This is a genomic window from Streptomyces koelreuteriae (genome assembly GCF_018604545.1).
In the GTDB taxonomy this organism is placed as follows: domain Bacteria; phylum Actinomycetota; class Actinomycetes; order Streptomycetales; family Streptomycetaceae; genus Streptomyces; species Streptomyces koelreuteriae.
The window spans coordinates 1,987,740-2,001,225 of sequence record NZ_CP075896.1; the positions used below are offsets into that span (position 1 = coordinate 1,987,740).

At 71.5% G+C, this 13,486-nt stretch carries 8 protein-coding genes; 2 read left to right on the forward strand and 6 right to left on the reverse strand.

All coding sequences use genetic code 11. The annotated features are described in order from the left end of the window. Positions 1-73 precede the first annotated feature (73 nt). From KJK29_RS08695 to KJK29_RS08705, 3 genes are all read right to left on the reverse strand, one after another. Entirely contained in the window at positions 74-835 is a 762-nt protein-coding gene (locus KJK29_RS08695; RefSeq protein ID WP_215118138.1) for a GNAT family N-acetyltransferase, read from the reverse strand. 82 nt (positions 836-917) lie between these two features. Continuing rightward, positions 918-2,990: an IucA/IucC family protein gene (locus tag KJK29_RS08700; RefSeq protein ID WP_215118139.1), complete on the reverse strand. Its 2,073-nt coding sequence runs from the start codon at positions 2,988-2,990 to the stop codon at positions 918-920. Between the two features lie 124 nt (positions 2,991-3,114). After that, entirely contained in the window at positions 3,115-4,698 is a 1,584-nt protein-coding gene (locus KJK29_RS08705) for an aminotransferase class III-fold pyridoxal phosphate-dependent enzyme (RefSeq protein WP_370869195.1), read from the reverse strand. 346 nt (positions 4,699-5,044) lie between these two features. On the opposite strand from KJK29_RS08705, the gene KJK29_RS08710 reads away from it, so the two are divergent. Together KJK29_RS08710 and KJK29_RS08715 are read left to right on the forward strand one after the other, a co-directional pair. Further along, on the forward strand, positions 5,045-6,277 hold the full coding sequence (locus KJK29_RS08710; protein WP_215118140.1) for a trypsin-like serine peptidase: 1,233 nt from the start codon (positions 5,045-5,047) through the stop codon (positions 6,275-6,277). Positions 6,278-6,498: 221 nt separating this feature from the next. After that, positions 6,499-7,701, forward strand: a complete 1,203-nt coding sequence (locus KJK29_RS08715) for a trypsin-like serine peptidase (RefSeq protein ID WP_215118141.1) — start codon at positions 6,499-6,501, stop codon at positions 7,699-7,701. 72 nt (positions 7,702-7,773) lie between these two features. Here the strand turns inward: KJK29_RS08715 and hflX are convergent, their stop codons facing one another. The 3 genes from hflX to KJK29_RS08730 form a co-directional block, all read right to left on the reverse strand. After that, complete coding sequence (hflX, locus tag KJK29_RS08720; protein WP_215118142.1) at positions 7,774-9,267, reverse strand: GTPase HflX; 1,494 nt, start codon at positions 9,265-9,267, stop codon at positions 7,774-7,776. A 126-nt stretch (positions 9,268-9,393) separates the two neighbouring features. Then, the gene (locus tag KJK29_RS08725; RefSeq protein WP_215118143.1) at positions 9,394-10,938 is read right to left on the reverse strand and encodes a M1 family metallopeptidase; all 1,545 of its coding nucleotides are present in this window, start codon (positions 10,936-10,938) and stop codon (positions 9,394-9,396) included. A 93-nt stretch (positions 10,939-11,031) separates the two neighbouring features. Then, positions 11,032-13,227 carry a RelA/SpoT family protein gene (locus KJK29_RS08730; RefSeq protein ID WP_215118144.1) on the reverse strand — a complete coding sequence of 732 codons (2,196 nt, stop codon included), beginning with the start codon at positions 13,225-13,227 and terminating at the stop codon, positions 11,032-11,034. Between the last annotated feature and the right edge of the window lie 259 nt (positions 13,228-13,486).

Genomic DNA, 13,486 nt, shown 5'->3' on the forward strand with positions numbered 1-13,486 from the left:
GACGGGGTGGGTGCTCGTGGGAACTACGGCGTCACGCACCGCGTTCAATGAGTGATGGCGCGGTGACACAGCGCTACAACAGATGCCGGAGAGACCGGTCTCGGACCATGAGGGCGGCCCGCTTCGCGGGCAGGTCGACCTCGGCGGAGAACCGGAAGCCTGCGGTCAGAAAAGCGGCGATGGAGGGGGTGTTGCGAATGTCGGGTTCCGCGATGACGCGTGCGCAGGAGGAACGCTGCGCGAGAGCGAGATCGGCTACGGCTCGCAGCAGCAGACCGCCCAGACCACGCCCCCGGTCGGCGACGGCACCGAAGAGGAGGTGGAGTCCCGTGTCATGAGGCCGGGCGGGGTAGTGGAGGGCCAACGGGTCGAGGTCCGCCCGGTAGATCTCCCAGTAGCTCATCGGCGTTCCGTCCAGCACTCCGATGCAGGGCACGCTGCGTCCGTCGCAGGCGAGCTGGGCCCGTAGGTGCTCCTCGGTCACGTCCTGCGGTCCGGCCAGCTCCCAGAACCCCGCGGCAGGGTCGTTCATCCAGCCACTGATGAGCGGAAGGTCACGGTCGACGCGCACGGGGTCGAGATGGAAGACGCCTGCGGATGTATGGGCTGGGCCCCAGTCGGCGACGTGGTCTAGGAGGTCGGCCTCAGCCGGGAGGAGCGAGGTGTCGCGGGTCATGGTGAGGGAGACGGAGAGCTGAGCCGTGCCCCGCGCGTCCCGCTCACCGGCATACGCACCGGGGGTCGCGCGGTGTGCGTCGCAGCCGGCGTCAGAGCCGAGGCCGGCCGTGACGGGAACAGCGGTACCGGGATCGGTGGTGGGGTCGGCGAAGGGCACCGAATGCTCCTCTCAGCAAGGGGGGTGGGGCACGTCCTCAGGAATGAAGGAGGTCGGTTGTGATCAGAGACGCTCGGGGTGGTCAGGAGTGCAGGGGGTTGGCGATGGTGACGTAGACGGACTGGGTGTCGACCGGGCCGACGAGTTCGTCGAGGCCGTGCAGCCGGGTCAGCAGGTTGGCTTTGCAGCGCAGCACCGGTGAGTCGAGCAGGCGGGCGGGCAGCGGTGTGCGCAGCCGACCCGGGCCGGCTGCGACGCTTCCGAGGAAACGGCGGAAGGCGGCGAGCAGCAGCCGCTCATCGGCCAGTCCCTGGGAGCCGAACGCGCCGATGAGGCCGAGGACGTTGTTGACGGCCAGGTAGTACGCGAAGCGCTCGTCGGCGACCTCGTCACGGACGAACGTGTCGCTCCGCTCTCCGATACCGGGCAGCCGGGCATCGAGCTCCGCGCGCCGGGACTCGCGGAAGTAGTAGCCCTGGTTGTCTCGGTAGCGGCCGCCCGCGGGCCAGCCCTCGGCGTCCAGCAGAAGCAGGGTGTTCTGCTGGTGCGCTTCCAGAGCGATACCGGCCTCGGAGTCGAGCCACAGGACGGGGCGCACTACGTGCTGGAGGTAGCGCAGGAACCACTCGGCGGCCACGGCTCCCTGCGGTCGGCCGGTCCGGCGGGCGAGACGCGTGACGACCTCGGCAAGCCTGGACCGAAGTACTGGGCGATGGTCCTCCGGGCGGTCCGGACTGGTCCCGGGCCGGGTCGGCGAACCCGGGCGTGGCGAGACGAGTCCGGCCACGCAGGAAACGTCGTCGGAGGAGGTGAACGGGTTGTGGCGGATCACCACGTCCAGCCCGGGCAACGGGGCACCGTCGGGATCGTCGACAGCCAGCCAGGCCGGGTCGCGCACGATGTCGAAGCCCGGGTGCGCGGCATGCCACTGCTGCGCGAGTCCGCTGCGGAGCAGGCGGTGGACCTCGACGCCCCGGTGGAGTTCCTTGCGGAGGTTCTCGCGGCGGGAGTTGGTGATGCGCAGGCCGAGCGACAGCTTGAGCATCGCGGGGGCATCGGAGCGGTAGACGGTTCGAACGGAGGAGGTGGGCTGCCAGGGGGTGCCATGAGTGCCGAGGTCGCGGAGCAGTCCTGCGTCCAGCAGGGCAGCCGTCTCAGGTCGGTGCCGGACCTCGCACGCTTGCCAGGGGTGCAGGGGCAGCAGGGCGTATCCGTCCGGCAGAGACAGTCCGGTCCCGGCCAGGCGTGTGGTGAGCCGGGCGGCGGGGACGGGGCGACCGCGTTCGGTCCACGCGGAGTCGGTGGCGAGGAGGGAGGGAGCGACAGCCAGCCAGTGCAGAGGGAAGGAGCCGCGCAGCTCGGGTGAGTAGAGCCGGGCTTCGGTATCGGAGAGGCCCTCGCGGCTCTTCGGGGACGGATGCCAGGGGTGTCCGAGGAGGAGTGCCTGCTCTGCGGCGAGGAAGAGACCAGGGCCGTCGGCCGGATGGTTCCGGCGATCGCTGAGGAAGGCGGCGACACGGCGGAGGGAGTCGGCGACACCGGCGACCAGCTCGATGCCGCCGGGGCCTTCGCCGGCAGCGGCAACAGCACGGGCACCGGCACCGGCACCAACGCTGGAGGCGGGTCCGCCGGTGAGGCCGGAGCCCAAGGCGGGGCCGATGCCGGGGTCGACGCAGAGGCCGATGCCAGGGTTGACGCCGGAGCCGGGCCCGGGCCCGGGGCCAATGCCAGGGCCGGGGCTCATGTCGGCGCTTCCCGCGAACGTCTCTCTGGTGAGCAGGGCTGCGACCGTGACGGCGTCGGCCGGCGGGGCGTGGTCGGGGGCGTGGGCCAGTTGTGGCAGGCCGAAGCGGTGCCAGCCGGTCGGGGACCAGTAGCGGACCGGGGCGAGAAGGGCCGTGCCGCTGGCGGGAAGGGGGATGCGGAGGATCCCGTCGGCGGGGGCGGGCTGGTCGGTCTCGCGCACCCAGCAGCGCAGCAGGTTCTCCACGGCGGCTGCCTGGGCGGCGATGTGCGGGTCCGGATGGTCCAGGAGGTCGGTGGCAGGTCCGGCGTTCCGCCCCTCGGCGGACGGTGCCTCGGGCCTCTGCGCAGGGACCGCCGACTCCACGGACGCGCCCGACAGCCGGGCATGGACGGAACCTTCTGCCCGCATCGTGGCATGTTCGTCGGAGTCGGGGATGGCGTTCAACACGGGCACCTCGTGGGGGGGCAGGGGCGTGGGGTCGGGGGTGCGAGCCGAGGGGTTCCACTCAGCTCACTGGTGAGAGCCAGAAGGCTCACGGCGTAGACGGCGCCGCTGCCGCGCCCCCAGGGCATCGAGCGGCTGCTCGGACGGCATCGGCCAAGCGGTCCAGGACCGCGGCGGCCTGTTCGTCGGTGATCGTTAGCGGTGGCAGCAGTCGTACGACGCTCGCGTGACGGCCGCCGAGTCCGACGATGAGGCCGCGTCGCAGGCACTCCCGCTGGACCGCGGCGGCCAGTTCGGGGGCGGCGGGGAGGGGACGACGTGCTCGGTCCGGCACCACCGACGCGCCCGAAACGGAAACGGCGGATGCCTCCACGGCGTCGTCCCGGCGGCGTCCGCCAGTCCCCCCGCCGATCCAGTCACCACCTACCACTCCACCGGGACCCCGGCCGAATCCCCCAAACCCTCCGACTCCCCCAACTTCCCCAGCTGCACCGGCCGCACCGGCTGCACCTGCGTCCTCGGCCGCCTCCCCCTCGGGATTCACAAACTCCACCCCGATCATCAGCCCCCTCCCCCGCACATCCCCCACGCAGGGAAAGTCCGCTGCCAGGCCGCGGAGTTGGTGCAGCATGCGCGCGCCGAGAGTCGCCGCGCGCTCGGCGAGGTGGTTCTCCCGGACGTGGGCGAGGGTCGCCGTGCCGGCGGCCATGGCGAGCTGGTTGCCGCGGAAGGTGCCGGTGGGGGCGCCGGATTCGCCGATGTCAAGATCGTCGCGGTGGACGACGACGGCCAGCGGCAGGCTGCCTCCGATGGCCTTGGAGAGGACCATCACGTCGGGGGTCACTCCGCTGTGTTCCACCGCCCAGAAGGCGCCGGTCCGCCCGACGCCCGTCTGGGTCTCGTCGACGATCAGGGGGACGGAGCGTTCAGCCGTGAGCTGCCGCATGCGCCGGAGCCAGACGTCCGTTGCGGGGATCACCCCGCCCTCGCCCTGGACGGGCTCGACGATCATCCCGGCGGGGAGTGGCACGCCCGACCCGGGGTCGTCGAGCACGGACTCGGTCCAGCGGGCGGCGAGGTCGGCCCCGGCCTCGCCGCCGACGCCGAACGGGCAGCGGTAGTCCTGCGGATAGGGCAGGCGGATGGCCCGTACGACGGTGGGCGCGTCGGGCGGCCCGGCGGGCTTTGCGTGGCAGGCGGCGGTGAACGTGATGAGGCCGGTACGCCCGGTCGCCGCGCGGACGAGTTCGCAGGCGGTTTCCACGGCGTCGCTGCCGGCCGGTCCGCAGAAGCGCACTCGGGCCCGGTCGGCGAGTCCTGGGGGCAGGGTGTGGAACAACTCGGTGATGAAGGCGTCCTTGACGGGGGTGGCCAGGTCGAGGACGTTCAGGGGCGCGCCGGAGTCGAGGACCCTGCGGATGGCCTCCAGGACGACGGGGTGGTTGTGTCCGAGCGCGAGATCGCCGGCGCCCGAGAGGCAGTCGAGGTAGCGGCGGCCGTCCGCGCCCTCGATGGTCAGCCCTCGCGCCCGCACCGGGACGATCGGCAGGGCCCGAGCATAGGTCCGGGCCGCGGACTCGCGCGCGGACTGGCGGCGGAGGATCCCCTCCTGCGCGACGCGCGTTCCCGGTGCCGTGGTGTCGTCGACCGCACCAACGGGGAGGGTTCTCACCGGCGTACGCCCCACAGCGGCCTCCTCTGACGCACATCCCCCACGGGTGGATTCCGCCACGACTTCCCCGACCTCCCACTGCGCACGGGCACGGAGGACCGCACACAGACAGCAGACCCCCCACCGCTACCAACCCCCGACCGCTCACCGGGTTACGGGTTGCTTCAAGATCCTTTCCGTGACGGAACTGTTGCGGTTCCGTCGGGCCGCCCCCACAGCCACCGCATAGTGTGTGGTGCCGTTCCCGGGTGCCGGGCGGCCGGCCCGAACTCCCCGTGAGTTCGGCGGACACCGCGCCCGAGGAGCCGGTTCGTCCAAGTTCGTTCACATCAGGGGGAGTCAGATCATGCGATCCATACGGCCGTCGTCCACCACCAGCCGAAGGGGGTGGACGCGCCGCAGGAACTCCCCCGTGCTGGCCGCCGCCCTCGTCTCTGCGCTCGTGCTGACCGCCACCGCCTGCGAGTCTGGCGACGCCGCGGCGGGCGGTGAGGCCTCCGCGTCCGCAGCCGCCTCCGCCTCCGCCTCCGACGACGGCAAGCTCAAGATCCCGGACGACATCAGGGACCGGCTCCGCGAGCACGGGATCGACGTCGACAAGTGGAAGAACGGCGCCTGGAAGAACTGGGACCGGGACGACTGGCTGCGCGAGGCCAACGAGTACATCAACCCGATCATCGAAGGCCTCTGGGACCCCGACCGTATGCGGGAGGCCGAGGAGCCCGACCAGGGCGTGGACGACAGCGACCTCTCCGGTGACCAGGGCGTCACCGACCCCACGCCCGAGCCCGTCGAGGCGCAGGCCGTGCCGCCGTCCTACCACGCCAACGTCCCCACGGCCGGGAAGGTGTTCTTCGACTCCCCCAAGGGATCGGCCGTCTGCTCGGCGACGGTGGTGAAGGACCCCGCCCACCCGGGCAAGTCCAACCTGGTGTGGACGGCGGGCCACTGCGTGCACGCGGGCAAGAAGGGCGGCTGGTACCGCAACATCGCGTTCGTGCCGTCGTACAACGACGACGGCAAGCCGGTCGCGGAGCTGGAGAACGCCACCCGGGAGGACGTCGCTCCCTACGGTGTCTGGTGGGGCGACTGGGCGCAGACCTCGGGCCAATGGATCGAGCAGGGCGGTTCGACGGGCGGGGACGGCGCTCCGTACGACTTCGCGGTGATCCATGTGACGCCGGAGAAGGGCAGCGGCGGCAAGTCGCTGGAGGAGATGGTCGGTTCGGCGCTGCCGGTCGACTTCAAGGCTCCCGCCGTACCGAAGACGAAGAGCGTCACGGCGATCGGCTACCCGGCCGCGCCGCCGTTCGACGGGCAGAAGCTGTTCCGGTGCCAGGACCGGCCGGGCCGGCTGTCGATCGCGGCGTCGGATCCGACGATGTACCGCATCGGCTGCACCATGACCGGCGGTTCGTCGGGCGGCGGCTGGGTCGCGCCGGGGCCGGACGGCAAGCCGGCGCTGGTGTCGAACACCTCCATCGGCCCGGTGACGTCGGGCTGGCTGGCCGGACCGCGCCTGGGCGCAGAGGCCAAGGGCGTGTACGACTCGGTGAGCGAGAAGTTCGCGGGCCGCTGACGGCAGGCCGATCAGCGCGGTGGTGGGGCCGGGGATCACGGAAACCTTCACCGGCCCACCGCCGTTCGCACCCAACTCCCCGGGCATAGTGGGGTGTCACGCATCGCAGGCCACATCAAGGGCCTCTGCGTGACAAGCCCATGACATTCACACGCAGCACCTGAGCACGCACTCAGCACGCGCAGACACGCACAGCACGTACCAACGGGGGTCATCGCACCATGCGTTCCACACGTACGCCCGCGGCACCGAGGCGCGGGCGGCGCACCGTCCTCGCCGCCACCGGGCTCGTCGCCGCCCTGGCACTCACGGCCACCGCCTGTGCCGGTTCGGCGGACTCGGCGAGCGACAAGCCCGACGCCACCACCTCGCAGGCCGCGGACGGCGGCGGCAAGGTCCGGATCCCGGCCGAACTCGCCGGCAAGCTCGAGGAGCACGGGATCGACGCCGACCGGTGGAAGGACGGGGGCTGGAAGGACTGGGACAAGGACAAGTGGCTCAGTGACGCCAAGGACTTCGTCAACCCGGTGATCGAGGGGCTCTGGAAGCCGGACCGGATGCAGTCCGCGAAGGAGGCCGACAAGACGGTCACCACGAAGGACGCGTCGGCCGGTCAGGGCGTCAGCGACCCGGACCCGGCGCCCGTGCGGGCGCAGGCGGAGAAGACGCCGTACCACCGGAACGCCGCGCCGGTCGGCAAGGTCTTCTTCGACTCCCCCGACGGCCCGGCCGTCTGCTCCGGCACGGTCGTCAAGGACGTCAACCACCCGGGCAAGTCCAACCTGGTGTGGACGGCGGGCCACTGCGTGCACGCCGGCGGCGACGGCGGCTGGTACCGCAACATCACCTTCGTCCCCGCCTACAACGACTACGGCAAGTCCGAGGCGGAGCTGACCAACGCGAACCCGGCCGAGATCGCCCCGTACGGCAACTGGTGGGCGGACTGGGCCTCGACCTCGAACCAGTGGATCAAGGGCGGCTCGGAGACCGGCGGCGAGGGCGCCGCGTACGACTACGCCGTGCTGCATGTGAAGCCCGAGCGGGGCGGCAAGTCCCTGGAGGAGACGGTCGGCGCCGCGCTGGACGTGGACTTCTCCGCCCCCTCCGCAGCCGAGGCGCGCAAGATGGGCGCCTGGGGCTACCCGGCCGCGCCGCCCTACAACGGCCTGAAGATGTTCAAGTGCGTCGACGTCCCCGGCCGGTTCTCGCTCAGCCCGTCGCTGCCGACGATGCACCGCATCGGCTGCACCATGACCGGCGGTTCGTCCGGCGGCGGCTGGTTCCGGGTGCGAGACGGCAAGTCCGTGCTGGTGTCCAACACCTCGATCGGCCCGGCCGACAACTCCTGGCTGGCGGGCCCGCAGCTCGGCCGCGACGCCGAGGCGCTCTACCAGAACATGAGCAAGACATACGGCGGTCGCTGACCGAAGCACGCCGAAGGCCCGCTCCCTGCGGACAGGGGGCGGGCCTTCGGTGTGTGTGCTTGCGCGCTTGCGTCAGATTGCCGGTGCCGGAGCGTACGGCGTGAGCTCCGCCGCCAGTTCCTCGTGCACCCGCACCTTGAGCAGGGTGCCCTCCGGGGTGTGCTCCTCGGAGATCACCTCGCCCTCGTCGTGGGCGCGGGCGACCAGCTTGCCGTGCGTGTACGGCACGAGCGCCTCGACCTCGACCGAGGGGCGCGGGAGCTCGTTGTCGATGAGCGCGAGCAGCGTGTCGATGCCCTGGCCGGTGCGGGCCGAGACGGCGATGGACCGCTTCTCGACGCGCAGCAGCCGCTGCAGGGTCAGCGGGTCGGCCGCGTCGGCCTTGTTGATCACGACGATCTCGGGTACGCCGGTGGCTCCGACGTCCCTGATCACCTCGCGCACGGCGGCCAGCTGCTCCTCCGGGTTCGGGTGCGAACCGTCCACCACGTGCAGGATCATGTCGGACTCGCCGACCTCCTCCATCGTGGAGCGGAACGCCTCGACCAGGTGGTGCGGCAGATGGCGGACGAAGCCGACGGTGTCGGCCAGCGTGTACAGCCGTCCGCTCGGGGTCTCGGCCCGGCGCACGGTCGGGTCGAGGGTCGCGAACAGGGCGTTCTCCACCAGCACGCCCGCGCCCGTGAGGCGGTTGAGCAGCGAGGACTTGCCGGCGTTGGTGTAGCCCGCGATGGCGACCGAGGGCACCTTGTTGCGCTTGCGCTCCTGGCGCTTGATCTCGCGGCCGGTCTTCATCTCCGCGATCTCCCGGCGCATCTTCGCCATCTTCTCGCGGATCCGCCGCCGGTCCGTCTCGATCTTGGTCTCACCGGGACCACGGGTGGCGAGGCCGCCGCCCTTGCCGCCGCCCATCTGCCGGGACAGCGACTGACCCCAGCCGCGCAGCCTCGGCAGCATGTACTGCATCTGCGCGAGCGCGACCTGCGCCTTGCCCTCTCGGGACTTGGCGTGCTGGGCGAAGATGTCCAGGATCAGGGCCGTACGGTCGATGACCTTGACCTTGACGACGTCCTCGAGGTGGATGAGCTGGCCCGGGCTGAGCTCACCGTCGCAGATGACGGTGTCCGCGCCGGACTCGAGGACGATGTCCCGCAGCTCCTGGGCCTTGCCGGAGCCGATGTAGGTGGCCGCGTCGGGCTTGTCGCGGCGCTGGGTGACACCGTCGAGCACGAGCGCGCCCGCCGTCTCCGCGAGTGCGGCGAGCTCCGCGAGGGAGTTGTCCGCGTCCTCGATGGTTCCCGACGTCCAGACGCCCACGAGGACGACCCGCTCCAGGCGGAGCTGGCGGTACTCGACCTCGGTGACGTCCTCGAGCTCGGTGGAGAGGCCCACCACACGACGCAGGGCCGCGCGGTCGGAGCGGTCGAACTGGTCGCCGTCCCGCTCTCCGTCGATCTCGTGGCTCCAGGCGACGTCCTCTTCCATCAGGGCATCGGCCCGAAGACCCTCGGAGTGGCTCTGGGTGAAGCGCTTGGTGTCCTGGGAAGGGGAAGAAGAGGAGGTCATTGGATCCTTACGTAGCTGGGAAGCCGTTCATTGTTCAGAACGCACGAGCACTCCGGGAGATTCCCGGCGCTCCGTGCCGCGCCGACTCGTCGATAGTCGCACGGCACGGGGCGTCTCGTCACCGTGTTATCGGGCGGCTCCCGGGGCGGGCGCGGCCTGCTTCGCGGGGGCGCTCTGCTTCGCCGGCGTCCCTGGTTGCGCCTGCGTCCGAGGCTTCCAGTCGGGGTGGCCCGGCATCGGCGGGGTCTTCTCGCCGTAGAGCCAGCTCTTGAAGAAGCCGTTCAGGTCGCGCCCGGAGATCTCGGCGGCGAGCCGGACGTAGTCCGCCGTCGAGGCCGTGCCGTCCTGGTGGCGGCCCACCCAGGCGCGCTGCAGGCGGTCGAAGGCCGGGCTGCCGATCTCCTGGCGCAGGGCGTACAGGACGAGCGCCGCGCCCTCGTACACGTTGTGCCGGAAGATGCCGGTCTTGCGGCCGGGCTCGGGGACCTTCGGGGCGGCCGGCGGGCCGCCGACCGTCCGCCAGCCGTCGGAGGAGGCGTATGCGGCCTTCATCCGGTCCCGCAGCGGCTTGCCGCCCCGCGCCTCGGCGTACAGCGCCTCGTACCAGGTGGCGTATCCCTCGTTGAGCCACAGGTCCGACCAGGTGCGGGGGCTGACGCTGTCGCCGAACCATTGGTGGGCCAGCTCATGGACCATGATCGACTCGACGTACCACTCCGGGTAGGCGGACTGCGTGAAGAGCTCCCGCTCGAAGAGGGAGAGCGTCTGGGTCTCGAGTTCGAAGCCGGTGGAGGCGTCCGCCACGAGCATGCCGTACGTCTCGAAGGGGTAGCGGCCGAGCTTCCTCTCCATCCAGGCCATCTGGGCGGGGGTCTTCCGCAGCCAGGGTTCGAGCACCTTGCGGTCCCGGGTCGGTACGACGTCCCGCAGGGGCAGCCTGTGGGGGCCGGTGCGGTGCAGCACGGTGGAGCGGCCGATGGAGACCTGGGTGAGCTCGGTGGCCATGGGGTGATGGGTGCGGTAGGTCCACGTGGTCGAGCCGTCGGTCTTGGCCACACCGGCCGGCAGGCCGTTGGCGACGGCCGTGAGGCCCTTGGGCGCGGTGACCCGGATGGTGAACATCGCCTTGTCGGAGGGGTGGTCGTTGGAGGGGAACACCCGGTGCGCGGCATCGGCCTGGTTGGCCATGGCGAGCCCGTCCGTGGTGCGTACCCAGCCGCTCTCGAGGCCCTTGGCGGACACGGGGTCGCTGGTGTGCCGCACGGTGATGCGCATCCAGTCGCCGCTGGGCACGGCTTCCTGGGGCGTGATCACCAGGTCCTCGCCGGCGGCGCTGAACGCGGCGGGCTCACCGTCGACCTCGACCGAGTCGACCGTGCCGTGGGCGAAGTCGAGATTGACGCGGTCCAGGTCGGCGGTCGTCCGGGCCTTGATGGTCGTGACGGCCCGCAGCGGCCGGCTGTTGCTGCCGGAATAGGTGAACGAGAGGTCGTACGACGCCACGTCGTAGCCGGGGTTGCCCAGGTACGGGAAGAGGCGGTCGCCGACGCCGAGCGGCACGGCGGGGGCACTCGCGGCGACGAGGCAGACGGAGACGGCCGAGGCGAGCAGGGCCGCCGCAGTTCTCCGACGGCGCGAACGGGGGGCCTGGATCTGGGGGGTGAGGAGCATGCCCCACGGCTATCAGCGCAGGCGAGCGCGGTGGGGACGGCGCGCGTCCGGCCCGCCCGGGGCTCACCCGCCCGGCCGTCCGTCCGTACCTGGTCAGCCGCCCTGCGGCTGCGGCTGCGCCCGGCTGACGTCGTACACCCCGGCCACGTCGCGCATCGCGCGCATGAGGGCGGGCAGCCGGGCCGCGTCCGGGAGTTGCACGGTGTACGTGTGCCGCACCTGCTGCTGGGTCGGGGGCTCGACGGTCGCGGAGACGATCTCGGCGCCTTCGAGGGCCATGGCCTCGGTGAGGTCTGCGAGCAGATGGGGCCGGACGAACGATTCGGCGGTGAGCGTGACCCGGCACTCGGTGGTGTCGCCCCAGCGCACGCCGACCTCCGGCCGCCCCGCGTCCTTCATACGGGCCACGGCGGCGCACCCGACGCGGTGCACGGTGACCGCTCCGCCGCGTACGGAGAAGCCGGTGATCTCGTCGGGCGGTACCGGCGTACAACAGCCGGCGAGCCGGACGGTCGCGTCGGGGAGGTCGGCGAGGACATGGCCGGTGGCGGGGCGGGCGGATGTCTGTTCGGGGGCCGGTCCGTCCGCGCCGGAGGTGTCGCCGCCGGCGGGCCGGGGGGCCGCCGCGCGTTCCTCGGCCTGGCGGTCCTGCCGGGCCTCGCTCCGCTGGGCCTCGGCCTGTGCGGGGTGGGCGGTCAGCCAGCGCTGGATGGCGATGCGGGCCGCGGGGGTGTGGGCGTGCTCCAGCCACTCCCGAGACGGCTCGGACGCCGCGTCCTGGCCCATGAGGAGCTGGACGGTGTCGCCGTCCTTGAGGACGGTGCTCAGCGTCGCCAGGCGGCCGTTTACCCGGGCGCCGATGCACGCGTGGGCGTCCTCGCCGTACTGCGCGTAGGCGGCGTCCACACAGGTCGCCCCGTCGGGCAGGCCGATGGTGCCGCCGTCGGGCCGGAACACGGTGATCTCGCGGTCCTGGGCGAGGTCCTCGCGCAGTGTCGACCAGAAGTGGTCCGGGTCGGACGCCGCCTCCTGCCAGTCGAGGAGCCGGGAGAGCCAGCCGGGGCGGGTGGGGTCGACGCGCTCGCCGTCGGCCGGGTCCTCGGGGGCCGGAGCGTAGGGGTTGCCGAGCGCGACCACTCCGGCCTCGGCGACCTTGTGCATCTGGTGCGTGCGGATCAGGACTTCGACGACCTGCCCGTTCTCCCGGGCGACGGCCGTGTGCAGGGACTGGTACAGGTTGAACTTCGGTACGGCGATGAAGTCCTTGAACTCCGAGACCACCGGCGTCATACAGGTGTGGAGTTCGCCCAGGACGCCGTAGCAGTCGGCGTCCTCGTTCACCAGGACCAGGAGGCGGCCGAAGTCGGAGCCGCGGAGCCGGCCGCGTTTGCGGGAGACGCGGTGCACGGAGACGAAGTGGCGGGGCCGGATGAGGACTTCGGCGGGGATGTCCGCCTCGCGCAGCACGGTCCGCACCTCGTCGGCGACCTCCGCGAGCGGGTCGTCCGCGCGGGCGGCGTTGCGGACGATCAGCTCTCTGGTGTGCGCGTACTCCTCGGGGTGGAGGATCGCGAAGACCAAGTCTTCCAGTTCGGTCTTGAGCGCCTGGACGCCGAGCCGTTCGGCGAGCGGAATGAGCACGTCACGTGTCACCTTGGCGATGCGCTCCTGTTTCTCGGGGCGCATGACGCCGAGGGTGCGCATGTTGTGCAGCCGGTCGGCGAGTTTGATCGACATCACGCGGACGTCGTTGCCGGTGGCGACGAGCATCTTGCGAAAGGTCTCGGACTCGGCGGCGGCGCCGTAGTCGACCTTCTCCAGTTTGGTGACGCCGTCGACGAGGTAGCGGACCTCCTCGCCGAACTGGTCGCGGACCTGGTCGAGCGTCACGTCCGTGTCCTCGACGGTGTCGTGGAGCAGGGATGCGGTCAACGTCGTGGTCTCGGCGCCGAGTTCGGCGAGGATCAGGGTCACGGCGAGTGGGTGCGTGATGTACGGCTCGCCGCTCTTGCGCATCTGCCCGCGGTGCGAGGACTCGGCCAGGACGTAGGCGTGGCGCAGGGGTTCGAGGTCGGCCTCGGGGTGGTGGGCGCGGTGGGCCTCGACCACATGGCTGATGGCGTCGGGCAGCCGGTCGCGCGCGGCGGGGCCGAGGAGCGCCGCACGGCCCAGGCGGCGCAGGTCGATCCGGGGGCGGGCCTTTCTCCGCGGGGCTGTCGGCGTCACCGGTTCTGACACCGCACCCGGCATCGGGCCTGGGGTCACGGAATTCGTGGCCTCCGCACTCATGGGCACCTCCGGCTGCGTGGACCGGCGGACGGGTGCCCCAGGGCGGACACGGCTCACGGGGCGGCTTCGGTCCCCCGTCCGGGCCGGTGCTTGATGCTACCGAGCCCACCATGCCCGACTGACCGCCTCTCGCCGAGCGTGAAACTGATCACCCATTCGAGGGATGAATGTGAGGTTTGTGCCCCGTTACGTCGCGACCCTACCGATCGGTTTTCCGCCAAGTGGCCGGATCTGACGGCGGTTTCGGGTCGAGTGGCCG